This is a genomic window from Terrabacter sp. Ter38 (genome assembly GCF_024519435.1).
Lineage (GTDB): Bacteria > Actinomycetota > Actinomycetes > Actinomycetales > Dermatophilaceae > Terrabacter.
Window position 1 is genome coordinate 205,752 of sequence record NZ_JALJRZ010000001.1, and the last position, 26,339, is coordinate 232,090.

Here is a 26,339-nt window from a genome sequence, read left to right on the forward strand (position 1 = left end):
CGACGAGCGTGGCGCGACTCCAGCGCAAGGCCCGGCTCCAGCACCCCGCAGCCTGGTGGCTGTGGGGGCTGGGCCTGGCCACCGCTGCGTCGCGCACGACCGACCCGGTGCTGCTGCTGCTCGTCATCGGGGTCTGCCTGCTCGTCGTCGACGAGCGCCACGACCCGGCAACGGTCAACCCGCTGCCCGCCTTCCTCGCCATCGGCGCCGCTGTCGTCGCGTTCCGCATCGTCATGACGGCCCTGCTCGGCAACGGCATCGTCGGTGAGACCGTCGTCCTGACCCTGCCGAGCGTGCCGTTGCCGGACTGGGCGGCGGGCGTGCGCGTCGGCGGGACGGTGACGCTCGAGTCCCTGCTGTATGCCGCCTACGACGCCCTGCGCCTCGCCGCGGTCCTCGCGTGCCTCGGTGCCGCCAACGCGTTGGCGAGCCCGCGTCGCCTGCTGAGATATCTGCCCGCCACGCTCTACGACGTCGGCACGGCCGTCGTCGTAGGGCTGACATTCGCACCGCAGCTGCTGACCGACGCCCGCGAGGTGCGCGCGGCGCGTACGCTGCGCGGTCGCGACGGCCGCGGCCTGCGCGAGATGGCGCGGCTCACCGTACCCGTGCTCGAGACGGCCTTCGAGCGGTCGCTCGGGCTGGCGGCGTCGATGGAGTCCCGGGGCTACGGTCGCGCCGTCCGCTCCACGACGACGAGCCGTCGGACCGCGACGGGGCTCGCCCTCGCCGGCCTCGTCGGCGTCCTCGCCGGTCTCTACGGTCTCCTCGACTCCTCCGCCGGCGGGGTGCTCGGGCTGCCCGTCCTCGTGCTCGGCACGCTCCTCGCCGGCTCGAGCCTGCTCGTCGGTGCGTCGCGCGATCCCCGGTCGGGTCACCGGCGCGACCGCTGGACGTGGACCGAGACCGTGACGGTCGTCGCGGGCGCCGTGCCCGGCGCGGTTCTCGTCGTCGGTTCGGTGCAGGGATGGGAGGGCATCGTGCCGAGCCAGCGGGCCGAGCTGCCTGCCGTGCCGCTCATCGCGGTCCTCGCGCTGCTCGTGGCCGCCACCCCCGCCTGGCTGTCGCCCCGTCCCCGGGAGGTCGCACCGTGATCACCTTCGAGCACGTGTCGGTGCAGTATGCCGACGCTCCTGCGCCCAGCCTCCGCGACGTCACGCTCGAGATCCCCGAGGGCGAGCTCGTCCTCGTCGTCGGCCCCACGGGCAGCGGCAAGTCCACCCTGCTGCGCACCATCAACGGGCTCGTCCCGCACTTCAGCGGCGGCACGCTCACCGGGCGCGTCACCGTCGACGGGCTCGACACGGCCGGGCACCGTCCTCGCGACCTTGCGACGGTCGTCGGCCTCGTCGAGCAGAACCCGTCCTCGACCTTCGTCACCGACGTCGTCGAGGACGAGGTCGCCTACGGCATGGAGACGATGGGTCTGGACTCCACGACGATCCGCCGCCGCGTCGAGGAGACGCTCGACCTCTTCGGGCTCACGCCGCTGCGCGGGCGGGCGTTGCGCACCCTCTCGGGTGGCCAGCAACAGCGGGTCGCGATCGCCGCACTCTTCGCCGCCGGCCCTCGAGTGCTCGTGCTCGACGAGCCGACGTCGGCGCTGGATCCCGTTGCGGCAGAAGAGGTCCTGGCCTCGCTCCACCGCATCGTGCATGACCTCGGGGTCACCGTCGTGCTGGCCGAGCACCGGCTCGAACGCGTCGTGCACCACGCCGACCGCGTCGTCCTCGTCGACGAAGGACACGTTTCCGAGCTGCTCGACCCCGCCGAGGCGATGCTCCGCTCCCAGATCTACCCGCCCGTCGTCGGCCTCTCCCGCCTCGTCGGGTGGTCGCCGACGCCGCTCTCCATCCGCGACGCGCGCCGCAAGGCGGCGGCCCTGCGCGATGCCCTCGGCACGAGCACACCGCGCCCCGTGGCAGACCTCAGGGTGATCGGTCCCGCCGATGCGGTCATCGTCGACCGCCTTCGTGTCTCGCGCGGCGGCCGGATCGTCCTCGACGGCGTCGACCTCGCAGTGGCCCGCGGCTCGGTGACGACCCTCATGGGCCGCAACGGCGCGGGCAAGTCGACGCTCCTCGGCGCCATCGCGGCCCAGCACCGGCTGGTCGGCGGGACGGTGCGCGTCGGGGCCGAAGGCGTCGATCCGCACGCGAGGTCCGCCCGCGAGCGCGTGCGCACCGTCGGGCTCGTCCCGCAGCAGCCCGAGCTGCTCCTCTACGCCGACACCGTGGCGGCCGAGTGCACCGCGGCCGACGCGGACTTCGGCGCCGCCCCGGGCACGGCCCGCGGCCTGCTCGACCGCATCTCCGGAGGCATCGACCCCGCGGTCCACCCGCGCGACCTCTCCGAGGGCCAGCGGCTCGAGCTCGCCCTGGCCGTCATCCTCTCGGGGTCGCCCGAGGTGCTCCTGCTCGACGAGCCGACGCGCGGCCTCGACTACGGCGCGAAGAAGCGGCTCGGCGAGATGCTCACCGGACTGGCGGCCCAGGGCACGACCGTGCTGCTCGCCACCCACGACGTCGAGCTCGCGGCCGAGGTCGCCGACCGTGTCGTCATCCTCGCCGATGGTGAGGTCGTCACCGACGGCCCGGCACGCGAGGTCCTCGCGTCCTCGCCGGCGTTCGCCCCTCAGGTGACGAAGGTGCTCCTCCCCCAGACCTGGCTCACCGTGGCCGAGGTCGCCGGCGCCCTTGCGAGGATCGCATGACCGCGCGCCGGGTCATTCCGCTGCGCTGGCCGGCGGTCGTCGCCGTCGCGGTGGTCGGCCTCGTCGGGCTGGTCGCGTTCACGTGGCCCTTCTTCGTCACCGGGGACTTCGCGCGCGACCACGGCAACGACGCGCCCTGGCTCTTCGCCGTGCTCCTCGGGCTGCTCGCGGTCGTCTGCCTCGCGGAGGTCACCGCCGGGCGCCTCGACGCCAAGACGATCGCCGTCCTTGGTGTGGCCGCAGCGGCCGGCGGTGGGCTGCGCCTGCTCAGCGCCGGCACCGCGGGACTCGAGCCGATGTTCTTCGTCGTCATCGTGGCCGGGCGCGTGCTCGGGCCGGGGGTCGGCTTCGTCTCAGGCGCCCTCGCCGTCACGACGGGTGCCCTGCTGACGGGCGGGGTCGGCCCGTGGCTGCCCTTCCAGATGATCTGCGCCGGCGGCATCGGGCTCGGTGCGGGTCTGCTGCCGGCCCGCGCGGGAGGGCGCACCGAGCGGTGGGTCCTCGCCGCATACGCCCTCGTGACGGGACTTGCCTTCGGGCTCTTCATGAACCTCTGGTTCTGGCCCTTCCTCGGGAGCAACGCGCCCATCGGGATGGGCTTCGTCCCCGGAGCGCCGCTCTCGGAGAACCTCGCCCACTACGGCCTCTTCTACCTCGCGACGTCCCTGGCGTGGGACCTGCCGCGGGGCGTGCTCAACGCGGTCCTCGTCCTGCTGGCCGGTCCGGCACTGCTCCGCGTCTTCCGCCGCGGCGCCCGACGGGCGGCCTTCGGGGTGCCGGTCGTCTTCGAGCCGACACGGGCAGCGGGCGCCGACGCCGAGTCACCGCTGCAGGGCGCCGGGGGCACCCGGTGAGCCACCCGCACGCAGCCCGCACGACGACCCTCGTCACGGGGCCCGTGCGCAGTGGTAAGAGCCGCCACGCCGAGGACCTCGTCGCGGACCACGAGGACGTCACCTACGTCGCGACCGGGCGCCGGGCCGATGCGTCCGACCCGGAGTGGAGCCGGCGCGTCGAGGGCCACCGGACCCGCCGACCCGAGACGTGGCGGACCCTCGAGACGACGGACGTCGCCGGTGTGATCGACGCCGCCACCGGGCCGGTCCTCGTCGACTGCCTCGGCACCTGGCTCACGGCCCTCGTCGACGACGCCGGGTGGGACGACCTCGTGGCCGCGGCCGACGCCGTGCGCCGCGAGGGCGATCGGCTCGTCGAGTCGCTCTGCGCCACAAGGGTGCCCGTCGTCATCGTGACGAACGAGGTCGGGTGGTCGCTCGTGGCGACGACAGCCTCCGGACGTCTCTTCCAGGACGAGCTGGGCCGCCTCAACGCCCTCGTCGCGACGGTGGCGTCGCGCGTGCATCTCGTCGTCGCCGGACGCGTCGTCGACCTCAGCGACGCCCCTGTCGTGCCCCGCGAACCCCGGCCGAGGACGCTCGATGCGTGACGCCTGGCGTCTGGCGTTCGGCACCTTCACCGCGCTTCCCGTCGGGCGCCCGGAGCACGTCACCGCCGTCGTGCTCGGCCGCGCCATGCTGCTCGCACCGACGACGACGGCGCCCGCGCTCCTCGCCTGGGTCGTCTTGGGCACGGTGGCGTCGACGGGGTGGGCTCCCGCCGGCGTCGTGGCCGTGCTGGCCATCGTCGTCACGGCGCTGCTGTCGCGGGCGCTGCACCTCGACGGGCTCGCGGACCTCGCCGACGGCCTCACCTCCGGGCACGACCCCGCGCGGTCGCTCGAGGTCATGCGACGCGGCGACACCGGCCCGGCCGGTGCTGCGGCGGTCGTCCTGGCCCTCCTGCTCGACGCCGCCTGCCTTGCCGTCCTGCTCGCGGGGGCGCTCGGCACGGCGTTGGCCGTCGTGGCCCTCGTGGCGAGCCGGCTCGCGTGCGCGGTGTGCGCGCGGGACGGCATACCTCCGGCCCGTGCTGACGGGCTCGGTCAGGGCGTCGCCGGCACCGTGTCCCGGGCGCAGCTGCTGGGGCTCGTCGGCGCGGTCGCCCTTCTGGCCGGCCTCGGGGTCGCGGGTCTGTCGGGCGTGCTCGGCGCGGCGTCGTGGAGCGCCGGCCTCGGCGCCGTCGCCGTCGTGCTCGTCACGGTGGCCGGTGCGGTCGTGACCCGACGGCACGCGGTGCGACGCCTGGGTGGGGTGACGGGAGACGTCATCGGCGCTGCGATCGAGGTCGCCCTCGCCGCCGGCCTCGTCGCGGCCACTGTGGTCGTCACGGTCCTCCCCCACCGGTAACCGTCGAGAGGCCACGTTCGGCCGGGTCCCTCCCGTCGAAAGGCCACGTTCGGCCGGGTCCCTCCCGTCGAAAGGCCACGTTCGGCCGCATCCTTGATGTCGAGGGGCCACGTTTGGACGAGCCAGACTGGCGCTAAAGGCGGCCGGTCGTGGCTTCTCGACGGTTGCCGGGCGGCGGGTCGTGCCCTCTCGACGGTTGAGGGGCGGCCGGTCGTGGCCTCTCGACGGTTGAGGGGCGGCCAGTCGTGGCCTCTCGACGGTTGCCGGGCGGCCGGTCGTGGCCTCTCGACGGTTGAGGGGCGGCCGGTCGTGGCTTCTCGACGGTTGAGGGCGGCGGGTCGGTCAGCCGCGGAGGCGTGCCGCTACGGGTACCGGCAGACGACTGCGCCAGTCTGTCTTCGGCGACTCGCGTCGCACTTCGGCGATGCGCTCACGGCGGGCGCGTTCGACCGCCGGGGACTCGAGCTCGGGCCACGGCTCGGACCGGTGGGTCGCCCGGGCGAGCACGAGATCGGCCAGCTCCGGGTTGAGGGCCAGCAGCGGGCCGTGCAGGCGAGTGCCGAGGACCGACCCGGCGAGGACGCCCTCGGTCGTGCCACCGACGGCGTCGTCGGTGCGGTTGCCCGACCCGACCTCGAGCGTGAAGAGGGCGCGCGCGCCGTCCTCGCGGACCGTGCGCAGGTCGTTGGCCTCCCAGCCGATGAGGGCGGGCAGGTCGAGGGAGGCATCCGGCCGGGTCACGACGGTGCCGGTGACCTCGGGAGCGGAGTGGATCGTGACCGGCGCGAGACCGAGCCCCTGGTGCCGAGCGCCGGCGGGGTCGACCCACGAGCGCGCGATCGCGTCGAGACCGGCGTCGACGGCGAGCAGCACCGCGCCGTCCGAGACCCGTACCGCGAGGTCGGTCGAGGTCAGCGCCTCGACGAGCGCCGCCACGCCGCCCCGTCCGGTGCCGCCGACGAGGTAGACGTCGGCCTCGACGAAGGAGTCGGGTCGGTCGACCGTGACCGTCTCGACTGACAGCTCACGCGCGGCCCCGCGGCGCACGAGCGCACTCGCGTTGGCCTCGTCGGCCGCGGCGACCGTGGCGAGCGGGAAGAGCGTGGCAACGGTGAGTGCCTTGCTCAATGGGTGCCTCCTCGGAACTGCTTGGAGATGCGTCGGAAGGCCGGGTAGTTGCAGGCCACCATCACCTCGCCCGGTGCGTGCGCGCGGACGGCCGACTCGATGTCAGGGGCTTCGACGACGTCGACACCGGCCGCGTCGAGGATCGCCACGGCGTCCGCCGTGCGTCCACCCGTGACGGCGACGCGCTCGCCCGCGAGACGCTGGAACGGTGCCTCCCACATCGTGGCCGTGTCCTTGGGGCCGAAGGGGTCGACGGCCACGACGAGCGGCCGGTCGGTCGAGACGGCGACGTCGATCGCCTCGGCCCACCCGGCAGGGTTCTTGAGCATGAGCAGGCGGGCCGCGTGGTCGCCGAGGCGGTAGGGCGCGTAGCGGCCGTCGACGTCGGCGACGGCGCTGACGCGCTCGGCGGCCTCGGTCACGTCGACGCCGAGCGCGTCGGCGGCCGCGAGGGCGAAGGCTCCACCCACCGGGCCGGTGCGACCGGGCACCGTGACCTCGATCCGGGTGCGCTGGCCGGCGTGCTCGACGGCCCAGCCGTCCCCGTCGGGCACGACCTTCCAGTCGGGCTCGGGCCGCGAACGCCGGCAGCCGGGGCAGCTCCACGAGTCGTCGGTGAAGTCCTGGACCGAACCGCAGGCAGGGCAGATGAGGGCGTCGCCGCGCCAGTACAGACCACCGCTGACACCGATGCGGTGCGGCGCGGTCTCGAAGGCCCAGCTGACGAGGGGGTCGTCGACGTTGACGATGGCGACGCAGTCGTCGGGCAGGGCCGCAGCAGTGCGGCGCCAGTGCTCGAGCGTGCTCTTGAGCGACACGCCGCGGGTGTACTCGCGCGAGCTGTTGAGCACGACGACAGCCTTGGGCCGGGTGCCGCGTGCGACGGGCTCGAGGTAGACCTCGTCGACCTCGAGTGCTGCGAGCCCGGACGTGCGGTCGGCGGAGAGCGCGGTGACGATGCCATCGGTCATGTTGGCGCCGGTGGTGTTGCTCACGACCGCGCCGCCGGGCGTGATCGCCGCAGCGACGAGGGCCGTCACGGTGCTCTTGCCGTTCGTCCCGGTGACGAGGATGCTGCGCCGCTCACCGGCCACGGCGCGGAGCACCTGCGGGTCGACGCGGAGGGCGAGGCGGCCACCGATCATGGAGCCGGAGCCCTTGCCGAGGGCCTGCGAGAGCCGCCCCGCCGACCGTCCCGTGGCCAGCGCCAGGCGGGCGCGGAGCGGATCGCGTGCGTCAGACAAAAGCGGTTACCCTTCTCGACATCGTGGGTCGTGCCGCTCGGCAGCGAGGGGCGACCGCTCGGTGACAGGCCAGATCGACAAGCCAGATCGTAGCCGCAGCACCGGTTCTCCCGGTTCGCGGGTGGACCAGGAGGAGACCGCGTGCGAGCCACCGATGTCGGGATCGAGATCGGGACGGGGCGCTCGGGTCCACTCAACGCGATCACCGACGTCGAGGGTGTCCGGGTCGGCTACAGCACGATCGTCCACGGTGAGGGCGAGATGACCGTCGGGCAGGGCCCCGTGCGCACCGGCGTCACCGTCGTGCTCCCCCACGGGGGCCGCGCCTCCACCGAGCCGGTCTTCGCCGGCTACCACCGGCTCAACGGGTTCGGAGAGCTGACCGGCCTCGAGTGGCTGCACGAGTCGGGCATGCTCTCGAGCCCCATCGCCCTGACCAACACCGACAGCGTCGGCGTCGTGCGCGACTCACTCATCGCCCGCGAGACCCGCGTGCCCGGGCGCATGCCGATCATGCTGCCGGTCGTCGGCGAGACGTGGGACGGCATCCTCAACGACATCAGCGGACAGCACGTCACTCGCGAGCACGTCCATGCCGCCTTCGACGACGCCGGCACCGGCGTCATCGCAGAGGGCAACGTCGGCGGTGGCACGGGCACGCAGTGCTACGGCTTCAAGGGGGGCACCGGCACGGCATCGCGGGTCGTCGACCTCGGCGACCGCCACTTCACGGTCGGCGTCCTCGTCCAGGCCAACCACGGCGACCGCAAGCACTTCGAGGTCAACGGCGTGCCGATCGGGCACGTGCTGACGAAGAAGGTCGTGCCCTTCCCGCGCATGTCCGAGATCACCCGGGTGCCGCCACCGGGCACCGGGTCGGTGCTCGCCGTCGTCGCGACGGACGCGCCCCTGCTGCCCCACCAGCTCAACCGACTCGCCCAGCGCGCCGGCCTCGGCATCGCGAAGTTCGGCGCCCGCGGTGACAACTACTCCGGCGACCTCATGATCGCCTTCTCGACCGCCGCTCACGGGATGCCCGACCAGGGTCCCGGCGCCCGCACCGAGATCGGCATGCAGGTCGAGATGCTCGCCCTCGAGTACTTCGACGCGATGTTCGGAGCCGTCATCGAGGCCACGGCCGAGGCCATCCTCAACGCGATGCTCCAGGCCGAGACGATGGAGGGTCGCGACGGCCTGACGATCCACGCCCTCGACGGCGAACGACTCGCGAGCATCCTCGACCGCCACGGCCGACGACGCTTCTCCCTGCGCGAGTAGCCACACCCGCACCCCGCGCACCACGTATGCCGGGTGGCTCAGTCAGGCGCGCCACCCGGCACACGTGGTCGGTGACGGGACTCAGCTCTCGCGGACCTGCACCTGGACGAACGGCGGCTTGACCACGGTGGCCTCGAGGGCACGACCGCGCACGTCGATCGACACCGTCTCGCCGTCGGCGATCTCAGGGTTCAGCAGCGCGAGGGCGATGCCCTGCTTGAGGGTGGGCGAGAAGGTGCCGGAGGTGACCTCGCCCGCCGCCGCGCCCTTCCGCGACACGGTGCAGTGGGCACGGGGGATGCCGCGGCCGGTCACGAGCAGGCCCCTCATGAGTCGCGTCGGGTTGGCACGCTCGGCCTCGAGGGCCTGCTTGCCCCAGAAGGCCTCCTTCTTCCAGCCCACGGCCCAGCCGGCTCGTGCCTGGACGGGTGAGATCTGCAGCGACAGGTCCTGTCCGTGCAGCGGGTAGCCCATCTCGGTGCGGAGCGTGTCGCGCGCGCCGAGGCCGCACGGCTTGCCGTCGAACGGCTCGAGCGCCGACACGAGGGCGTCCCAGAGCGCCGGGGCGTCGTCCCAGAGCGGGACGAGCTCGTAGCCGCGCTCACCGGTGTAGCCGGTGCGGCAGACGATGACCGGACGGCCCTGCCAGTCCGCCTCGACGAAGGACATGTAGTCGTGCCCGGTCGGCAGCCCCAGGGACTCGAGCACCTCGTCGCTCTTCGTGCCCTGGACGGCGATGACGCCGTAGTCGCGGTGCAGGTTCGTGACGGTGATGCCCTCCGGTGCGGCGGCCTGCAGGCGCCGCACGACCTCGGCGGTGTTCGCCGCGTTGGGGATGAGGAAGACGTCGTCGTCGGACTTGAGGTAGACGATGAGGTCGTCGACGACGCCGCCCGCCTCGTCGCAGCACAGGGTGTACTGCGCCGAGCCCGGCTGGATCCGGCGCACGTCGTTGGTCAGGCACGCGTTGACGAAGTCGGCCGCGCCGGGACCCGTCACCGAGGCCTTGCCGAGGTGGCTCACGTCGAAGACGCCGACACGCTCGCGCACCGCGGTGTGCTCGGCGACGACGCCGCCGCCGGGGTACTCGATCGGCATGTCCCAGCCACCGAAGTCGGCCATCTTCGCTCCGAGGGCGACGTGGCGGTCGTGCAGGGGTGAGGTCAGCGGGGAGGTCGTCCCCGACGTCGCTGTCGTCATGGGCGCCAACCTACCGCCCGCCGGGCGTACCCCTTCCGCTCGATATCATCGAACGCCGCCACCCGCGGCGGTGTCGTGAGGCCGACCGGCGCACGAGACCGTGCACCAGCGACGCACCACCGACGCACCCCTCTGGACGTGCTCCGACCATGCGCCCGTCAGCACCTCGACAAAGGAGTCCTTCGTGGCCAACCTGACCATTTCGAACCGCTCGGCCGCCGACACGGCCGGCGACGCGCTCGTCGTCGCGCTCGTCCCCGGTGACGGCGGCGCCGCCCTGGCCCCCGGCCACGGACTCCCCCGCAAGACCGTCGCCCACCTCAAGTCCGTCGTCACCGACCTCGAGCTCGCCGGCAAGGTCGGCGAGGTCACGACCCTCGCGGGCGTGCCGGACGTCGCCGCCAAGCTCGTCGTGCTCGCCGGTGTCGGGCAGCTGTCCGGCGACCCGTCCGCCCTCGAGGACGTCCGCAAGGGCTTCGGTGGCGCGATCCGCAGCCTGAGCCGCAAGAAGAAGGTCGCGGTCGTCGTGCCCGGTACGTCGGTCGAGATCGTCTCCGCCGTCGCCGAGGGAGTGGCCCTCGGGGCGTATGCCGTGTCCAAGGCGGGCACGCGGAGCACCGACGCCGTCGGGGCGGTCGCCCTCGTCGGCCCGGCCGACGCCGCCTCTCGTCGCGCGGTGAAGCGCGCCGCCGCGCTCGGCGAGGCCGTGGCCTACACGCGCGACCTCGTCAACCTCCCGCCGAACCTGCTCTACCCGGAGACCTTCGTCGACTCGCTCGCCGACCGCGTCAAGGGCACCAAGGTCAAGCTCAAGTCCTACGACATGAAGGCGCTGCGGGCCGGCAGCTTCGGGGGCACCGTGGGCGTCGGCCAGGGCTCGGCCAACGAGCCGCGGATCGCCGTCCTCAGCTACACCCCGACGCGTCCCAAGGCGTCGATCGCCTTCGTCGGCAAGGGCATCACCTTCGACTCGGGCGGTCTCTGCATCAAGCCGGCCAACGGGATGCTGACGATGAAGTGCGACATGGCCGGTGCGGCCGCCGTCGCCGGTGCCGTCCTCGCCATCGCCGAGCTCGGTCTGCCGATCGCCGTCACCGGCTACCTCGGCCTGGCCGAGAACATGCCGAGCTCCACGGCGCAGCGCCCGAGCGACGTCGTGACGATGCGGGGTGGGACGACCGTCGAGGTGCTCAACACCGACGCCGAGGGCCGCATGGTCCTCGGTGACTGCATCGCGCTGGCCTCGGAGACCAAGCCCGACGCCATCGTCGACATCGCCACCCTCACCGGTGCGCAGGTCGTCGCGCTCGCCAACACGGCAGCTGTCATGGGCAACGACGACGACTTCCGCACCCGAGTGCTCGACGCGGCGTCGGCGGTCGGTGAGGCCATGTGGCCGATGCCGTTGCCGACCGAGCTGCGTCCGGGCCTCGACTCGATCAACGCCGACCTCGCGCACAAGGGCGGCGCCGAGGGCGGCATGCTGACCGCCGGTCTCTTCCTCAGCGAGTTCGTCGGCGAGGGCATCCCGTGGAGCCACCTCGACATCGCGGGCCCGGCCTACAACGACAAGGCACCGACGGGCTACTGGCCCAAGGGCGGCACCGGCTTCGGTGTGCGCACCCTCGTGGGGCTGGCCGAGTCCTACGTCTGACGCCGACGTGCGAGAGGCCCCGTTCCGTGACGGAGCGGGGCCTCTCGGCGTGTGCGGCTGAGGTCAGCCGCCGGACTTGCGACGGAACATCTGCTGGGCCTTGGCGGGGCCGTGTGCACCGTGCACCTTGGTGCGGTCGTGGTCGTCGGAGACGTCCTTGCCACCATGGGCGTGCTTCTTGTCGAGCGCCGCACGGAACTTGGCCTTCATCTCCTCGCTCGGACCGCTGGATTCGCCATCCTGCTTCGACATTCGAGAACCTCCTGTGTGCTGTGGCGCCGAATCCGGCACGGACTGAACGCTTTTCACCCTGTCAGCGAACCGGGGCCCGGTCCACCTCTTTTGCCCGGCAACCGACCACGAGGTCGTATGCCGTGTCGCCGGGTCAGGCGTCACCCTGACGTCGGCGCTTGCTCCACTCGCGCATGCGGTTGGGATAGCCCGTCTTGTTGACGTCGTAGACGGGGACGCCGAGCTTCTGGCTCACCTCGAAGCCGTCCTTGGGGGACGGCACGGCGCGACGCGTCCACTCGCCGTCCCACGCGATGAGCACGATGGTCGTCGGGGTGACACTCGTGGCGGGCTCGACGTAGGCCTCGACACCGAGCCGGGACTCGACGAACGCGCGCAGGTGCTGCTCGACCGCCTTCCGGTCGATCTCCATCTGCGGCCCGTCGGACCGGCCGGGAAAGGGATTGCCCTTGCGGCGGCCGCGTCGTGAGAACCAGCCCATGGCGGCACTGTACGGGGTCGACCCGTACCCACCGCCACAGCGCGCCGGGAGGCGTGACCTGCCTGTGACGTCTCATCCGATCAATGACAAGATGCTGTTGCACGCCCACCCGTACGCCCACCCACGCGTACGCCAGAACGTCCGCGGACTCCTGCTGCACGACGGCGGGAACAGGGGATTCACCCGAAGGAGCACATGCACATGCCGGCTGGTGCCGCAGGCGACTACGACGTCGTCATTCTCGGTGGAGGGTCCGGCGGCTACGCCTGTGCCCTGCGGTCGGCAGAGCTGGGGCTCTCCGTGGCGCTCGTGGAGAAGGGGCGTCTGGGCGGCACGTGCCTGCACCAGGGCTGCATCCCGACCAAGGCGCTGCTCCACGCCGCCGAGGTCGCCGACGTCGCCCGCGAGGGCGCGTCCTTCGGCGTCAAGACGACTTTCGAGTCCGTCGACATGTCGGGCGTCAACGCCTACAAGGACGGCGTCGTCAGCCGCCTCCACAAGGGGCTGCAAGGTCTCGTCAAGGCCGCGAAGATCGACTACGTCGAAGGAGCGGGCGTCCTCGACGGGCCCCGCACCGTCGTCGTCGGCGACCGTCGCATCATCGGTCGAAACGTCGTGCTCGCCACGGGCAGCTACGCGAAGTCGCTCCCCGGGCTCGAGATCGGCGGCCGCATCATGACGAGCGAGCAGGCCCTCGCCATCGACCACGTGCCGGCCCGGGTCGTCGTGCTCGGTGGCGGTGTCATCGGCGTCGAGTTCGCCTCCGTCTTCAAGAGCTTCGGCGCCGAGGTGACGATCGTCGAGGCGCTCCCGCGTCTCGTCGCGGCCGAGGACGAAGCCATCAGCAAGCAGCTCGAGCGCTCCTTCCGCAAGCGCAAGATCGGTTTCAAGACCGGGGTCCGCTTCGCCGGCGCGACCCAGCAGGGCGACGTCGTCACGGTGTCGCTCGAGTCCGGTGAGACCATCGAGGCCGACCTGCTCCTCGTCGCGGTCGGGCGCGGCCCGGTCACCGAGGGCCTGGGCTACGAAGCTGCCGGCGTCACCGTCGACCGCGGCTTCGTGCCCACGGACGAGCGGCTGCGCACCAGCGCCCCGGGCGTCTACGCCGTCGGTGACATCGTGCCCGGCCTCCAGCTCGCGCACCGCGGCTTCGCCCAGGGCATCTTCGTCGCCGAGGAGATCGCAGGACTCGCACCCGCCGCCATCGACGAGTCGGGCATCCCCCGCGTCACGTACTGCGACCCCGAGATCGCCAGCGTCGGCCTCACCGAGGCCCAGGCGCGTGAGAAGCACGGCGACGTCGCGACGTACGAGTACAACCTCGGCGGCAACGGCAAGTCCCAGATCCTCGGCACCCAGGGCTTCGTCAAGCTCGTTCGCCAGGTCGACGGACCCGTCGTCGGCGTCCACATGATCGGCGCCCGGATGGGCGAGCAGATCGGCGAGGCACAGCTCATCGTCAACTGGGAGGCGCACCCGGAGGACGTCGCCGGTCTCATCCACGCGCACCCCACACAGAACGAGGCGCTCGGCGAGGCACACTTGGCCTTGGCGGGTAAGCCCCTGCACGCACACGCTTGAGCCAGAAACTGGGAAGAGGAGAAAACACGTCATGTCAGAACGCGTGACCATGCCGGCCCTGGGTGAGTCAGTCACCGAGGGGACCGTCACCCGCTGGCTGAAGAACGTCGGTGACCGCGTCGAGGTCGACGAGCCGCTGCTCGAGGTCTCGACCGACAAGGTCGACACCGAGATCCCCTCCCCCGTGGCGGGCACCCTCCAGGAGATCCTCGCCCAGGAGGACGACACCGTTCCCGTCGGCGCCGACCTCGCCGTCATCGGTGACGGTGAGGCCCCCGCGTCCGGTGGCGACGCCCCGGCCGCCGAGTCTGCCCCCGAGCCCGAGCAGGCCGCTCCGGCGCCTGAGGCACCGAGCACCGAGCAGGAGCCGCAGCCCGCGACGAGCGAGCCCGAGGCCGAGCAGGCCGAGGCACCCCAGGCGGCTGTGTCGTCGTCCGGCGGTGGCGAGGGCCAGACCGTGACGATGCCGGCCCTCGGCGAGTCCGTCACCGAGGGCACTGTCACCCGCTGGCTCAAGTCGGAGGGCGACGAGGTCGCCGTCGACGAGCCGCTCCTCGAGGTCTCGACCGACAAGGTCGACACCGAGATCCCCTCGCCCGTCGCCGGCACCCTGACCACGATCCTCGTCCAGGAGGACGACACCGTGCCCGTCGGCGCCGACCTCGCCGTCATCGGCGGTGGCCCGTCCGCCGCGGCCGCCGAGCCCGAGCAGGCACCCGAGCCCGAGCCGGAGAAGGCGCCCGAGTCCGCGCAGGCGCCCGAGCCCGAGCCGGAGAAGGCACCGGAGCCCGCCGCCGAGGCACCGAAGGCTCCGGCCCAGGAGCAGCCGGAGGAGGCGACGCAGGAGGCTGCCGGCAAGCCGGCCGACGCCGAGCGCGCCCCCGCCCAGCAGTCCCCCGAGGCCGCCGCACCGGCAGCATCGGCTGACACGCCGTCGCGCGACGACGCCGCGGCCTACGTCACGCCGCTCGTACGCAAGCTCGCGAACCAGCACGGTGTCGACCTCGGGTCGATCACCGGCACGGGCGTCGGCGGTCGGATCCGCAAGCAGGACGTGCTCGATGCCGCCGAGGCCGCCAAGGCCCCGGCTCCTGCTCCTGCAGCCCAGGCCGCTGCGCCCGCCGCCCCCGCGGCATCCGCCCCGTCGGGTGCTTCGACCGCTGCAGCGTCGGTCTCGCCGAAGCGCGGCACCCGCGAGAAGATGACGCGCCTGCGCAAGGTCATTGCGACCCGCATGGTCGAGTCGCTCCAGGTCTCGGCCCAGCTGACGACCGTCGTGGAGGTCGACCTCACGAAGGTGGCGCGCCTGCGCGCCAAGGTCAAGAGCGACTTCGAGGCACGGGAGGGCACGAAGCTCAGCTTCCTGCCGTTCCTCGCCCTGGCCGCCACCGAGGCGCTCAAGGCGCACCCGATGGTCAACGCCAGCATCGAGGGCGACGAGGTCGTCTACCACGGCAGCGAGAACCTCTCGATCGCCGTCGACACCGAGAAGGGCCTCATCGTCCCGGTCGTCAAGAACGCCGGTGACCTCAACATCGCCGGGCTCGCCCGGGCGATCGCCGACGTCGCCGCGCGCACGCGCAACAACAAGATCACGCCTGACGACCTGGCCGGTGGCACCTTCACCATCACCAACACCGGCAGCCGCGGCGCGCTCTTCGACACGCCGATCATCAACCAGCCGCAGGTCGCCATCCTCGGCACCGGGGCGATCGTCAAGCGGCCCGTCGTCGTCACGGACGCCGACGGCGGCGAGACCATCGCGATCCGTTCGATGATGTACCTCGCGCTGTCCTACGACCACCGCATCGTCGACGGGGCAGACGCCGCTCGGTTCCTCGGCACGATGAAGGCCAGGCTCGAAGAGGGCCAGTTCGAGGCCTGAGGTCCCTGCATGAGGAGCACCCCATGACGAAGCGCGTCGCCGTCACCGGCTCGTCCGGCCTGATCGGCGGCGCGCTTCGTCGTGCGCTCGACGAACGCGGCGACGAGGTCGTGCGCCTCGTGCGCCACGCCCCCTCCGCCCCGGACGAGATCCAGTGGGACCCCACCCGCGGCCGTCTCGCCGTGGGGGCGCTCGACGGGCTCGACGCGGTCGTCAACCTCGCCGGCGTCGGCATCGGCGACCGTCGGTGGAACGCCGAGCACAAGCGTGAGGTCGAACGCTCACGCACGGACGCGACGGGCACGGTGGCGCAGGCCCTGGTCGCCCATCGCGACCGCACCGGCGAGTCCGTCCGCCTCGTCAACGCGTCGGCGGTCGGCTACTACGGTGACCGGGGCGAGGAGCACCTGCCCGAGACGAGCGAGCCGGGTCGGGACTTCCTGTCCGGCGTCGTCGTGCGGTGGGAGGGCGCGGCCGAGCCCGCCATCCGGGCCGGCCTGCCCGTCGCCTTCGCCCGAACCGGGCTCGTCATGGCTCCTGAGGGCGGCGCGTTCGAGCAGGTCGTCCGGCTCGGCCGGCTCGGCCTCGGCGGCCCGATGGGATCGGGGCGCGAGTGGTGGCCGTGGATCACCCTCGTCGACGAGGTCCGCGCGATCCTGCACCTCGTCGACGGTCCGGAGCTCGTCGGTCCGTTCAACCTCGTCGCGCCGGGAGTCGTCCGACAGGGTGAGATTGCGTCGGCCATCGGTTCAGCGCTGTCACGCCCGGCCTTCGTCCCCGCACCCCGCTTCGCCCTCCGCGCCGTCATCGGAGAGTTCGCCGACTACGTCGTCGCGAGCCAGCGGGTCGAGCCCGAAGCCCTGCTCGCGGCCGGCTTCACCTTCGAGCACCCCGATCTCGACGTGGCGGTCAGGTGGCTGGTGAAGCGCTGATCGCGCTGATCCGCCACCCCTCGGAGCCGCGCGTGAGCCGGAAGTCGAGCTGACGACCGACGTCCGCCGGTCGCGCGAGTCGTGCACCACCCCCGGTGACGACGACGTATGCCGTCCAGTCGACCCGGGCGCGCACGACCGCCTCCGTCGGCGTCCCCGTCACGAAGGCCGCTTCGGCGACCTCGAGCCGCAGCCCCTCCCAGCGCGTCCGGGCGCCGACGAGCCCGGAGACCAGGGCCCGGTCGCTCGAGAGGCTCGGTGATCCGGGCGCGTGGATGCGTGCCAGTGCCGTCGCGTCTCGCCCGACGAGCGCGGCCGACCGCCGGTCGCTCAGGGTCTGCAGCAGCTCCTCCGGCCTGGCCGCGGGGCTCTCGGCGTCGCGCAGCACCCGCTCCCCCGCGCTGACGCCGGAAGCCGGCGATGACGTCGGAACGGCCGGTGTCGTCGGCGTCGACGAGGTCGACGAGGTCGGCGAGGTCGACGAGGTCGACGAGGTCGAGGGTGGCGTCGGCGACGCGGGATCCCGGGCCGCCCATGCCCATCCTGCGGCGGCCATCAGCGGCACCGCGACGAGCGCGGCGGTGACGGCCCGTCGGGGCCACCTCCGGGGATCCTGCGGTCCGGGTGCCGGCTCGCGCCCGGCCTCGGCCCGGAGCCGGTGGGTCAGCGCCGAAGCCTGGTCGGCCCCGACGACGACCTCGACGGGCTCGGCCGGGACGGCGTCGAAGAAGAGGCCGGCGAGCTCGGCCGCACCCGGACGGCGGCCCGGGTCGGGGTCGATGGCTGCCGCGACGACCGCCGCGAGCTCGGGTCCGACGTGGCTGACGATGATCTCCTCGTCGAGCCGCACCATCGTGTCCGGCGCACCGTTGCCCGTGAGGCAGAACCACGCGACGGCACCAAGGGCGTAGACGTCGGAGAACTCGTCCGGCGCCGCTCCGAGGAGCACCTCAGGAGCGATGTAGCCGGTGGTGCCGTGCACCGCTCCGGGGTCGCGACCGGGCACCCGCACGGCGCCGAGGTCGAGCAGGACGGGGCGTCCGTCGCCGGTCAGGGTGACGTTGGACGGTGAGATGTCGGCGTGCACGCCGCCCGCCGCATGGAGGTGGGCGACGGCCTCGCAGACCGGCGTCAGGACGGTGACGACCTCGCCTGCGCGCAGGTGGCCGCGACTGCGCACCATCGCGGACAGCGGAGCCCCCGTGACGAGGTCGAAGACGAGCGCCTCGCGACCGTCGGCGAGGGGCACGACCGACCGGAGCGGGACGAGGTGGTCGTGCTGCACGGCCAGCAGCACCTGCTGCTCGGCGAGGGACTGCTGCCGGTCGAGCTCGTCGCGGACGAGGTGTGGCACCTTGATCGCCACCCGGCGTCCCGTCGCGTCGGCCCCCGACCACACGACCGCCGACGCACCCGTCCCGATGACGGCGTCGACGCGGTGCCCCGGGACGTGGGGCCGCTCCGCCGGCAGCTCCGCCGGCTGGTCCGATCGCGTCTCTCGCTCGTGCTCGGTCACCGCACCATGCAAGCAGCGCCGCGCCCGGCCGCGGGCGCGTCGTCCACAGGGTCCCGACGAGGACCGCACCGACGACGGACCGGGCCACCCGGCATACGCCCCCGGCCGGTGCCGGGCTCGCCGTCAGGGGGTCTGGCCGGGTGTCACGACGTCGACGACCCGGCGGTCCCGGGCGCTGATCCGGGCGGCGTCGACGACGGCGAGCACGTGCACGGCGTCGCGCGGGTCGACCGGCATCGTCGCCTGCGGGTCCGACGAGACGAGGGCGGCCGCGACGGCCCGGTAGAAGTTCGCCTGGTCCGCGTCCGTCACGACGGGTCCCGGCTCACGCTCGTCACCCCGCACGATCCACCCGATGGCCTCGCCGTCGTTCTCGAACTCGGTGAACGCGCTGACGTCGTCGACCTGGCGGCCGATGACGAAGGAGCCCGCCGAGCCGTTGACGCGGGCGCGAGGCCCGGGAGCCCCGTTGACAGAGCTCGACATGATGTGGCTCACGACGCCCGAGGTGTGCCGGCACGCGAGGAACGTGTCGTCGTCGGCGACGGTCGTGCGGGAGTCGACCTCGGCATAGACCGACTCGACCTCACCGTGGAGGAGCACTGCCTGGTCGACGAGGTGGGTCTGCAGGTCGAGAAGCAGACCGCCGCCCTCCTCGGCGGGGACCTGCTCGCGCCACCGCTGCTTGGGCACGGGACGCCAACGATCCCAACGGTATTCGGCCCGCCAGATGTCGCCGATGAGGTCGTCGTCGCGCACGATGCGCAGCGCGGCCAGCTCGGGGTCGAAGCGCCGGTTGTTGAAGACCGTGAGGGGCACGCCGTGGTGGGCGGCGAGGTCGACGACGTCGAGGGCACGGCTCGCGTCCACGGCGAGCGGCTTGTCGACGACGAGCGGGATGCCCGCCTCGATGACGCGCTCGGCCTGCTCGGCGTGCACGCCGCTCGGGGACGCGAGGACGACGAGGTCGAGGCCGTCGATCCCGAGGAGGGTCTCGAGGTCGGGGACGACCTCGGCGCCCGGGAGGTCGGCCCGCACCCCGTCGGCACGGGTCACGTTCGACGTCGAGACGGCTGCCACCGCGAGCCCGGCGCGCCCGATGAGCGGTGCGTGGATGCCCCGGCCGGCCGAGCCGTAGCCGACGAGTCCGACACGCAGCGGGGTGGACGGGGACGGTTCGGTGGCAGGCATTCCGGCATCGTATGCCGCCCGGCGTAGGGTGGCCGCATGCGCTTCGTCCACCTCGGTCTCGACCCCGACTTCGTCGACTACGAGCAGGCGTGGCAGGTCCAGCGCGACACCCACGCGAAGGTCGTCGCGGGTGAGGAGCCCGACACCGTCTACCTCCTCGAGCACCGCGCCGTCTACACCGCGGGCAAGCGCACCGAGCCGCAGGAGCGGCCCAACGACGGCACGCCCGTCATCGACGTCGACCGCGGCGGCAAGATCACCTGGCACGGTCCGGGCCAGATCACCGGCTACCCGATCGTCCGGCTCCCCGCGCCCATCGACGTCGTCGGCTACGTCCGGCACATCGAGGAGATGATGATCCGCGTCTGCGCCGACTTCGGCGTCGAGGCCGGCCGCGTCGAGGGCGAGAGCGGCACGTGGATCGCCGCCGACGACCGCGGCCCGCGCCGCAAGATCGGTGCCATCGGCATCCGGGTCAGCCGCCAGGTTGCCATGCACGGCTTCGCCCTCAACTGCAACCCCGACCTGTCGTGGGGCGAGGTCATCATCCCGTGCGGCATCGTCGGTGCCGGGGTCACGTCCCTGTCGTTCGAGCTCGGGCGGGACGTGCCGGTCACCGAGGTGCTCCCCCACGTCGAGAAGCACCTCGCCGACATCCTCCCGACGCTCCGGCCGAACCGCCGCGTGCTCGCCTGACCCAGACCGACCCGACCACCCGAGGCCGTGGGCCGTATGCGGTATGCCGTGCGCGGCGGGTCCGCGCGCCGTCCGTCGCGCCCACCCCTAGGGTGTCGACCACCAACCGGTCGAACCAGGGGGATCGATGGACGTCGCCGTCCGCACCGTCAACCTACGCAAGACGTACCTGAGCCGAGGGTCGAGACGCGTGGCCGTCACCGGCCTGTCGATGGCCGTTCCCCTCGGGGGCGTGCACGGCTTCCTCGGGCCGAACGGCTCCGGCAAGACGACGACGATCCGGATGCTGCTCGGCCTCGCGCGCGCCGACTCCGGCACCGCCGAGGTCTTCGGCGAGGCGGTGCCCAAGCGGCTGCCGCACGTCATCGACCGGGTCGGGGCGATCGTCGAGTCGCCGAAGTTCTTCCCGGCGTTCACCGCCCGCCAGAACCTCACCCTGCTCGCGAGCGCGATCGGCAGCCCACGCCACCGCGTCGACGAGGTCCTCGAGGCGACGCACCTCGGCGACCGCGGTCGCGACCGGTACTCCGGCTTCTCGCTCGGCATGAAGCAGCGTCTCGCCATCGCGGCGACGCTGCTCAAGGACCCCGACCTGCTCATCTTCGACGAGCCCACCAACGGACTCGACCCCGCCGGGATCCGCGAGGTGCGCGACACGATGCGGACACTCGGAGAACAGGGCAAGACGGTGCTCGTCAGCTCGCACATCCTCGCCGAGGTCGAGCAGGTCGCCGACACGGTGTCGATCATCGGGCACGGGTCGCTGCTCGCCGAGGGGCGCGTCAGCGACATCCTCGGCGGCGCGGGCGCCGGCACCGCTCAGGTGCGGGTCGGTGTCGCCTCCCCGGAGCGCGCCGCCGAGCTGCTGACCGCGGACGGCTTCACCCTGACCCGCGACGACGCCTACCTCGTCGTCGCCACCGACGACCCGTCGGCCGTCACCCGGTCCCTTGCCGGACACGGTCTCTACGTCGCCGAGCTCGTTCCGGTGCGCCCGGACCTCGAGTCGGCCTTCCTCGCCCTCACTGCCGACGAGGGCCTCGGCAGCGATGCCGACCGGGCCGCGGGTGGGCGGCCGAGCGGTGGTGCCGCGTGAGCAGCACGCTCGTCTCGCCCGACTCCCGCCCCCGCGCCGACCGGCAGCCGAAGGGCACGTCGTTCGCCGGACTCGTCGGCGTCGAGCTGCGCCGCCTGTGGTGGCGCCGCCTGACGAAGGTCGTCGTGGCCGCCGTCGTCGTCTTCATCGGGGCGACCGTCTACAACGCCTACAACGAGAGCTCGCCCGAGCGCATCGCCCAGCAGCTCGACAGCTACCGGATCATGCAGCAGGAGGCACCGCGCATGGTCGAGGAGTGCCACAAGCAGGAGGCCATCGAGCGCGGCCGCAGCGGTGACCCGACGCTCGACTTCGGGTGCGACCAGCAGGGCCAGGCCCCGACGCTCGAGCAGATGGGCCTCGCGCTCCCCCTGGCCGACACGATCACCGAGGGCATCGCCAAGACCATCGCCCTGCTGCTCGCCTTCGTGGCACTGCTCCTCGGAGCGAGCTTCGTCGGGGCCGAGTTCTCCACCGGCTCGATGGGCCTGTGGCTCACCTTCCAGCCCCGCCGACTGCGCGTCGCCGCCAGCAAGCTCATGGCGGCGGCTGCGGGCGGCGTCGCCATCGCCGTGCTGGGCCTGGTCCTGACCAACCTCGGCGCCCGCATGGTCGCCGTCGTCAACCGTCCCGGATCGGACCTCCAGCTGCCCCCTGCGCCGGCTCTCGAGGAGCCCCTCGCGGTGCTGGGCCTGCGCATCGTCGCGCTGGCACTGGGCGCCGGAGTCGTCGGGGCGGCGCTCGGACTGCTCCTGCGGCACACGGCCGCGATCATCGGGGCCGTGCTCGGCTTCGCCGTGGTCGTCGAGGGCATCGTCATGCAGGCGTTCCTGCAGGGTCGGCTCCAGCCGTGGTCGGTCCTGAAGAACATCGAGGCGTTCATCGACCGGGGCACCACGTACCTCGCGGAGTCCTGCGGGCCCTCGTCGTGCGACTACACCGAGCGGACCCTCAGCTACACGCACGGCTGGGTCTTCCTGCTCGTCGTCGCCCTTGCGGTCGTGCTCGCGGGGGTCGCCGCCTTCCGGCGCCGCGACGTCACCTGACGGCCCGTCGCCGCTCGGTCGGACCGACGCCACCCGGCATACGCCCTCGTCGAGGGTGGTCCGGAACCGTCCGTGGGGAGGCGTAACCTGTGCGGAGCAGCAAATCCCGACCAAGGAGCCCGTGTGTCTGTCGTTCCCGACGGCCGTCGTCTGCTGCGCGTCGAGGCGCGCAACGCCGAGACCCCCATCGAGCGCAAGCCGTCCTGGATCAGGACCACCGCGAAGATGGGACCTGAGTACACCGCCCTGCACTCGATGGTGAAGTCCGAGGGCCTGCACACGGTGTGCCAGGAAGCCGCCTGTCCCAACATCTTCGAGTGCTGGGAGGACAAGGAGGCCACCTTCCTCATCGGAGGTGACGTCTGCACCCGGCGCTGCGACTTCTGCGACATCGCGACGGGTCGCCCGACGACCCTCGACCTCGACGAGCCGCGCCGTGTGGCCGAGTCGGTCGCGCAGATGGGCCTGCGCTACTCGACGGTGACCGGTGTCGCCCGCGACGACCAGCCCGACGGGGCCGCCGGCCTCTACGCCGAGACGATCCGCCAGATCCACCTGCTCAACCCCAACACGGGCGTCGAGATCCTCCCGCCCGACTTCGGCGCCAAGCCGGAGCTCGTGGGCCAGGTCTTCGAGGCCCGGCCCGAGGTCTTCGCGCACAACCTCGAGACGGTGCCGCGCATCTTCAAGCGGATCCGTCCCGCCTTCACCTACGAGAAGTCGCTGGCCGTGCTGAGCATGGCGCGTGAGGCCGAGCTCGTCACGAAGAGCAACCTCATCCTCGGCATGGGCGAGACCGACACCGAGATCGAGGAGGCCATCCGCGACCTCCACGACGCCGGCTGCGACATCCTCACGATCACGCAGTACCTCCGGCCCTCGAAGCTGCACCACCCGATCGACCGGTGGGTCAAGCCCGAGGAGTTCGTGCACTGGTCCGAGGTCGCCGAGGAGATGGGCTTCAAGGGCGTCATGGCCGGGCCGCTCGTCCGGTCGTCCTACCGCGCCGGCCGTCTCTGGGCCACCGCGATGCGCAAGTGGGGGCGCGAGATCCCCGCGCACCTCTCGCACCTGGCCGAGGCCACCGGGTCCCCTGCCCGCCAGGAGGCGGCGTCGTTGGTGGCCCGCGCCCAGAGCGCCGTATCCTGAGCACCATGGCACGCAACAAGGACGGCGACGCGAGCAGCGCGCCCCAGGAGAAGAAGCAGGGACGACTGTCCCAGATCCGTGACGTCTACCGGGTCTCCAAGCAGGCTGACCCGCTCATCGGCTGGTTCATGCTGCTGTCGTTCCTCGTCGTCTTCGGGGTGCTGCTCGTCATCGGCTTCCTCGTCAAGCTGCCGTGGATCTTCGGCATCTTCGGGGTGCTCTTCGGCGTCCTCGCCGCGACGATCATCATGAGCCGCCGCGCCGAGCGGGCCGCCTACAGCCAGATCGAGGGCCAGGCCGGTGCCGCCGGCGCCGCGCTCACCTCGATCCGCCGCGGCTGGTACACCGACCGTGAGCCCGTCGCGGCCGACGTCGCGCGTCCCGGCGACATCAACTCGGCGGCCATGGTCTACCGCGCGCTGGGCCGCCCCGGCGTCGTCCTCGTGGGCGAGGGGCCCACGGCACGCGTCCAGAAGCTGCTCGCCACCGAGAAGAAGCGCGTCGAGCGGGTCGCCCCCGGCGTCCCCGTCACGACGATGCGCGTCGGCTCGGGCGAGAACGAGGTTCCCCTGCCCAAGCTCGCGAGCAAGGTCCAGCGCCTCAAGCCGCAGATCACCAAGGACGAGATGGCGCTCGTCAACAAGCGCCTCAAGGCCCTCGGTGGACTGCGCGCCCCGCTCCCGCCCGGCGTCGACCCGATGCGCGCCCGCATGGACCGGAAGGCGCTGCGCGGCAAGTGATCCCGGCCGCCACGGCGGCACGAGAATGAGGTATGCGGAAGGGCCGGTTCCCGGGGAACCGGCCCTTCGGCATACGCCGTCGGAGTGGACCAACCGCCTCAGCGGGTGCGGACGATGACGGTGTTGGGCACCTTGTCGTGCAGGCCGCGGCCGTCGCGGTCCCACACGACAGCGGGCAGGAAGAGGCAGAGCAGGACGGTACGGACGATCGCCTGGAGCGGCAGGACACGGTCGCCGACCAGCGAGCGCACCTGCAGGCCCATGATCCGGTGGCCGATCGTGAAGCCGACCGTGCCGACGAGCACGAGGTGCATGACGCCGAACACGGCGAGCACGACGAACCCCTGGGCGCCCGACGCCGGGGGCTGCGAGAACGGCAGCGGCACGCCGAAGAGGCCCCGGGCGATGAACGAGGCAATGGTCCAGTCGACGAGCACGCCCACGAACCGGATCCCGAAGCCGGCCACGGAGCCGGGTCCGTGCGGTGGCAGCCCGAGGTCGCGGCCTCGGTACTGCCCCTCGGCGTTCGTACGCGCGCGCGGGCCCTCGAGCCACGAGCCGAAATCCTTGCGGTCCACCACGGGTCCAGCGTAACGAGACACGGTTCGGGCCCTTTGCCCGGGCCTGTCCATCCGTAACACCCGTGAAACATGAGGGTCATGGCCGAGAAATCGGCAGTCGATAGTGTCGACACCGACAGCACGAGGCCGTCCCTCGATCCCTGACGCTCCGCGGAGCCAGGACCTGGCGACGACCTCGCCCCACATCAGGAGGTTGGATGTTCAGCTCAGCTGACGAGGTCCTCACGTTCATCAAGGACGAGGACGTCAAGTTCGTCGACATTCGGTTCTGCGATCTGCCCGGTGTCATGCAGCACTTCAACGTGCCGGCTGAGTCGGTCGACGAGGACTTCTTCACCGTTGGTCAGATGTTCGACGGGTCCTCGATCCGCGGCTTCCAGGCGATCCACGAGTCCGACATGAAGCTCGTGCCGGACCCCGCCACGGCCTTCATCGACCCATACCGCGCCGAGAAGACGCTGGTCATGAACTTCTCGATCCTCGACCCCTTCACGGACGAGCGCTACAGCCGCGACCCGCGCAACATCGCGAGCAAGGCCGAGGAGTACCTCAAGTCCACCGGCATCGCCGACACCGCCTACTTCGGTGCCGAGGCCGAGTTCTACATCTTCGACGACGTCCGGTTCGAGACGAAGCAGAACGCGTCGTACTACTACCTCGACTCCATCGAGGCCGCGTGGAACACCGGTCGTGTCGAGGAGGGCGGCAACAAGGGCTACAAGACCCGCTACAAGGGTGGCTACTTCCCCGTCTCCCCCGTCGACCACTTCGCCGACTTCCGCGACAGGATCTGCCTCGACCTCAAGGAGGTCGGTCTCAACGTCGAGCGCAGCCACCACGAGGTCGGCACCGCGGGCCAGATGGAGATCAACTACCGCTTCAACACGCTGCTCCACTCCGGCGACGACCTCATGAAGTTCAAGTACGTCGTCAAGAACTCCGCGTGGAAGCAGGGCCACACCGCCACCTTCATGCCGAAGCCGCTCTTCGGTGACAACGGCTCCGGCATGCACACGCACCAGTCCCTCTGGAAGGACGGCGAGCCCCTCTTCTACGACGAGCGCGGCTACGGCGGTCTGTCCGACCTCGCGCGCTGGTACATCGGCGGCCTGCTCAAGCACGCCCCGTCGCTGCTCGCCTTCACGAACCCGACGGTGAACTCCTACCACCGGCTGGTCCCGGGCTACGAGGCACCGGTCAACCTCGTCTACTCCGCCCGCAACCGCTCGGCCTGCGTCCGCATCCCGATCACCGGCACGTCGCCGAAGGCCAAGCGCATCGAGTTCCGCGTTCCCGACCCGTCGGCGAACCCGTACCTCTGCTTCGCCGCCCAGCTCATGGCTGGTCTCGACGGCATCAAGAACCGCATCGAGCCGCCGGAGCCGGTCGACAAGGACCTCTACGAGCTGCCGCCGGAGGAGCACGCCGCGATCCAGCAGGTGCCCGGCTCGCTCCCCGAGGTGCTCGACGCGCTCGAGGCCGACCACGACTACCTCCTCGAGGGCGACGTGTTCACGCAGGACCTCATCGAGGCCTGGGTCGAGTACAAGCGCAAGAACGAGGTGGACCCGATCCGCTTCCGTCCGCACCCGCACGAGTTCGAGATGTACTTCGACATCTGAGTCGTCACACCAGCACCGGCTGATCCCCGAGGGAAGAGCCACCCCCGGAACGCGGGTCCCTACGGGGACCCGCGTTTCGCGTCTCCTGAGCTCGGGGTGACCGTCTCG

Annotated in this window: 24 protein-coding genes; 16 read left to right on the top strand and 8 right to left on the bottom strand. The window is 72.0% G+C overall.

Annotated elements, in window-relative coordinates:
- Positions 1–8: 8 nt before the first annotated feature.
- The 5 genes from NR112_RS00940 to NR112_RS00960 are packed head-to-tail and all read left to right on the top strand — an operon-like array spanning position 9 to position 4,959.
- Entirely contained in the window at positions 9–1,094 is a 1,086-nt protein-coding gene (locus NR112_RS00940; RefSeq protein ID WP_256792111.1) for an energy-coupling factor transporter transmembrane component T, read from the top strand.
- Positions 1,091–2,713, top strand: a complete 1,623-nt coding sequence (locus tag NR112_RS00945) for an ABC transporter ATP-binding protein (protein WP_256792112.1) — start codon at positions 1,091–1,093, stop codon at positions 2,711–2,713. Before NR112_RS00940 ends, NR112_RS00945 begins: the two co-directional genes overlap by 4 nt.
- Positions 2,710–3,567 carry an ECF transporter S component gene (locus NR112_RS00950; RefSeq protein WP_256792113.1) on the top strand — a complete coding sequence of 286 codons (858 nt, stop codon included), beginning with the start codon at positions 2,710–2,712 and terminating at the stop codon, positions 3,565–3,567. Before NR112_RS00945 ends, NR112_RS00950 begins: the two co-directional genes overlap by 4 nt.
- On the top strand, positions 3,564–4,160 hold the full coding sequence (locus NR112_RS00955) for a bifunctional adenosylcobinamide kinase/adenosylcobinamide-phosphate guanylyltransferase (RefSeq protein WP_256792114.1): 597 nt from the start codon (positions 3,564–3,566) through the stop codon (positions 4,158–4,160). Before NR112_RS00950 ends, NR112_RS00955 begins: the two co-directional genes overlap by 4 nt.
- The gene (locus tag NR112_RS00960) at positions 4,153–4,959 is read left to right on the top strand and encodes an adenosylcobinamide-GDP ribazoletransferase (RefSeq protein WP_256792115.1); all 807 of its coding nucleotides are present in this window, start codon (positions 4,153–4,155) and stop codon (positions 4,957–4,959) included. Before NR112_RS00955 ends, NR112_RS00960 begins: the two co-directional genes overlap by 8 nt.
- 342 nt (positions 4,960–5,301) lie before the next feature.
- Here NR112_RS00960 and NR112_RS00965 read toward each other — a convergent pair whose 3' ends face one another.
- Positions 5,302–6,087, bottom strand: a complete 786-nt coding sequence (locus NR112_RS00965; RefSeq protein WP_256792116.1) for a hypothetical protein — start codon at positions 6,085–6,087, stop codon at positions 5,302–5,304.
- On the bottom strand, positions 6,084–7,331 hold the full coding sequence (locus NR112_RS00970; RefSeq protein WP_256792117.1) for a MurT ligase domain-containing protein: 1,248 nt from the start codon (positions 7,329–7,331) through the stop codon (positions 6,084–6,086). Before NR112_RS00970 ends, NR112_RS00965 begins: the two co-directional genes overlap by 4 nt.
- Positions 7,332–7,472: 141 nt before the next feature.
- Here NR112_RS00970 and NR112_RS00975 point away from each other — a divergent pair, with 141 nt between their 5' ends.
- Positions 7,473–8,609 carry a P1 family peptidase gene (locus tag NR112_RS00975; protein WP_256792118.1) on the top strand — a complete coding sequence of 379 codons (1,137 nt, stop codon included), beginning with the start codon at positions 7,473–7,475 and terminating at the stop codon, positions 8,607–8,609.
- 81 nt (positions 8,610–8,690) lie between these two features.
- On the opposite strand, the gene gcvT is transcribed toward NR112_RS00975, so the two are convergent.
- Entirely contained in the window at positions 8,691–9,809 is a 1,119-nt protein-coding gene (gene gcvT / locus NR112_RS00980; RefSeq protein ID WP_256792119.1) for a glycine cleavage system aminomethyltransferase GcvT, read from the bottom strand.
- A 184-nt stretch (positions 9,810–9,993) separates the two neighbouring features.
- On the opposite strand from gcvT, the gene NR112_RS00985 reads away from it, so the two are divergent.
- Positions 9,994–11,463 (top strand): leucyl aminopeptidase, encoded by a 1,470-nt coding sequence (locus NR112_RS00985; RefSeq protein ID WP_256792120.1) that lies wholly within the window; start codon positions 9,994–9,996, stop codon positions 11,461–11,463.
- Between the two features lie 63 nt (positions 11,464–11,526).
- Here NR112_RS00985 and NR112_RS00990 read toward each other — a convergent pair whose 3' ends face one another.
- Positions 11,527–11,715: a DUF5302 domain-containing protein gene (locus NR112_RS00990; RefSeq protein WP_020145427.1), complete on the bottom strand. Its 189-nt coding sequence runs from the start codon at positions 11,713–11,715 to the stop codon at positions 11,527–11,529.
- Positions 11,716–11,848: 133 nt separating this feature from the next.
- Positions 11,849–12,196, bottom strand: a complete 348-nt coding sequence (locus tag NR112_RS00995) for a hypothetical protein (RefSeq protein ID WP_256792121.1) — start codon at positions 12,194–12,196, stop codon at positions 11,849–11,851.
- 201 nt (positions 12,197–12,397) lie between these two features.
- Here NR112_RS00995 and lpdA point away from each other — a divergent pair, with 201 nt between their 5' ends.
- The 3 genes from lpdA to NR112_RS01010 are packed head-to-tail and all read left to right on the top strand — an operon-like array spanning position 12,398 to position 16,594.
- The gene (gene lpdA, locus NR112_RS01000) at positions 12,398–13,777 is read left to right on the top strand and encodes a dihydrolipoyl dehydrogenase (RefSeq protein ID WP_256792122.1); all 1,380 of its coding nucleotides are present in this window, start codon (positions 12,398–12,400) and stop codon (positions 13,775–13,777) included.
- Between the two features lie 31 nt (positions 13,778–13,808).
- Entirely contained in the window at positions 13,809–15,662 is a 1,854-nt protein-coding gene (sucB, locus tag NR112_RS01005; RefSeq protein WP_256792123.1) for a 2-oxoglutarate dehydrogenase, E2 component, dihydrolipoamide succinyltransferase, read from the top strand.
- Between the two features lie 23 nt (positions 15,663–15,685).
- On the top strand, positions 15,686–16,594 hold the full coding sequence (locus NR112_RS01010) for a TIGR01777 family oxidoreductase (RefSeq protein ID WP_256792124.1): 909 nt from the start codon (positions 15,686–15,688) through the stop codon (positions 16,592–16,594).
- On the opposite strand, the gene NR112_RS01015 is transcribed toward NR112_RS01010, so the two are convergent.
- Positions 16,572–18,110, bottom strand: a complete 1,539-nt coding sequence (locus tag NR112_RS01015) for a serine/threonine-protein kinase (RefSeq protein ID WP_256792125.1) — start codon at positions 18,108–18,110, stop codon at positions 16,572–16,574. The genes NR112_RS01010 and NR112_RS01015 overlap by 23 nt on opposite strands.
- A gap of 123 nt (positions 18,111–18,233) precedes the next feature.
- Entirely contained in the window at positions 18,234–19,301 is a 1,068-nt protein-coding gene (locus tag NR112_RS01020; RefSeq protein WP_256792126.1) for a Gfo/Idh/MocA family protein, read from the bottom strand.
- 36 nt (positions 19,302–19,337) lie between these two features.
- On the opposite strand from NR112_RS01020, the gene lipB reads away from it, so the two are divergent.
- The 5 genes from lipB to NR112_RS01045 all read left to right on the top strand — a co-directional run bounded on the left by lipB (position 19,338) and on the right by NR112_RS01045 (position 24,028).
- On the top strand, positions 19,338–19,997 hold the full coding sequence (gene lipB / locus NR112_RS01025; RefSeq protein ID WP_256792127.1) for a lipoyl(octanoyl) transferase LipB: 660 nt from the start codon (positions 19,338–19,340) through the stop codon (positions 19,995–19,997).
- 127 nt (positions 19,998–20,124) lie between these two features.
- Positions 20,125–21,093, top strand: coding sequence for an ABC transporter ATP-binding protein (locus NR112_RS01030; RefSeq protein ID WP_256792128.1), 969 nt, complete (start codon positions 20,125–20,127; stop codon positions 21,091–21,093).
- On the top strand, positions 21,090–22,139 hold the full coding sequence (locus NR112_RS01035; protein WP_256792129.1) for an ABC transporter permease subunit: 1,050 nt from the start codon (positions 21,090–21,092) through the stop codon (positions 22,137–22,139). Before NR112_RS01030 ends, NR112_RS01035 begins: the two co-directional genes overlap by 4 nt.
- Positions 22,140–22,262: 123 nt before the next feature.
- Positions 22,263–23,288, top strand: a complete 1,026-nt coding sequence (lipA, locus tag NR112_RS01040; RefSeq protein ID WP_256792130.1) for a lipoyl synthase — start codon at positions 22,263–22,265, stop codon at positions 23,286–23,288.
- Positions 23,289–23,293: 5 nt separating this feature from the next.
- Positions 23,294–24,028, top strand: a complete 735-nt coding sequence (locus NR112_RS01045; protein ID WP_256792131.1) for a DUF4191 domain-containing protein — start codon at positions 23,294–23,296, stop codon at positions 24,026–24,028.
- Between the two features lie 98 nt (positions 24,029–24,126).
- Here the strand turns inward: NR112_RS01045 and NR112_RS01050 are convergent, their stop codons facing one another.
- Positions 24,127–24,609 carry an RDD family protein gene (locus NR112_RS01050; protein ID WP_256792132.1) on the bottom strand — a complete coding sequence of 161 codons (483 nt, stop codon included), beginning with the start codon at positions 24,607–24,609 and terminating at the stop codon, positions 24,127–24,129.
- Positions 24,610–24,806: 197 nt separating this feature from the next.
- Here NR112_RS01050 and glnA point away from each other — a divergent pair, with 197 nt between their 5' ends.
- Positions 24,807–26,231, top strand: a complete 1,425-nt coding sequence (gene glnA, locus NR112_RS01055) for a type I glutamate--ammonia ligase (RefSeq protein ID WP_256792133.1) — start codon at positions 24,807–24,809, stop codon at positions 26,229–26,231.
- Positions 26,232–26,339: the final 108 nt, after the last annotated feature.

Coding starts and splice junctions, on each gene's coding strand:
- sucB (WP_256792123.1), top strand. CDS start 13,809: ATGTCAGAACGCGTGACCATGCCGGCCCTGGGTGAGTCAGTCACCGAG.
- NR112_RS01045 (WP_256792131.1), top strand. CDS start 23,294: ATGGCACGCAACAAGGACGGCGACGCGAGCAGCGCGCCCCAGGAGAAG.
- NR112_RS01010 (WP_256792124.1), top strand. CDS start 15,686: ATGACGAAGCGCGTCGCCGTCACCGGCTCGTCCGGCCTGATCGGCGGC.
- lpdA (WP_256792122.1), top strand. CDS start 12,398: ATGCCGGCTGGTGCCGCAGGCGACTACGACGTCGTCATTCTCGGTGGA.
- NR112_RS01030 (WP_256792128.1), top strand. CDS start 20,125: ATGGACGTCGCCGTCCGCACCGTCAACCTACGCAAGACGTACCTGAGC.
- gcvT (WP_256792119.1), bottom strand. CDS start 9,809: ATGACGACAGCGACGTCGGGGACGACCTCCCCGCTGACCTCACCCCTG.
- NR112_RS00960 (WP_256792115.1), top strand. CDS start 4,153: ATGCGTGACGCCTGGCGTCTGGCGTTCGGCACCTTCACCGCGCTTCCC.
- glnA (WP_256792133.1), top strand. CDS start 24,807: ATGTTCAGCTCAGCTGACGAGGTCCTCACGTTCATCAAGGACGAGGAC.
- NR112_RS00990 (WP_020145427.1), bottom strand. CDS start 11,715: ATGTCGAAGCAGGATGGCGAATCCAGCGGTCCGAGCGAGGAGATGAAG.
- lipB (WP_256792127.1), top strand. CDS start 19,338: ATGCGCTTCGTCCACCTCGGTCTCGACCCCGACTTCGTCGACTACGAG.
- NR112_RS01020 (WP_256792126.1), bottom strand. CDS start 19,301: ATGCCTGCCACCGAACCGTCCCCGTCCACCCCGCTGCGTGTCGGACTC.
- NR112_RS00950 (WP_256792113.1), top strand. CDS start 2,710: ATGACCGCGCGCCGGGTCATTCCGCTGCGCTGGCCGGCGGTCGTCGCC.
- NR112_RS00995 (WP_256792121.1), bottom strand. CDS start 12,196: ATGGGCTGGTTCTCACGACGCGGCCGCCGCAAGGGCAATCCCTTTCCC.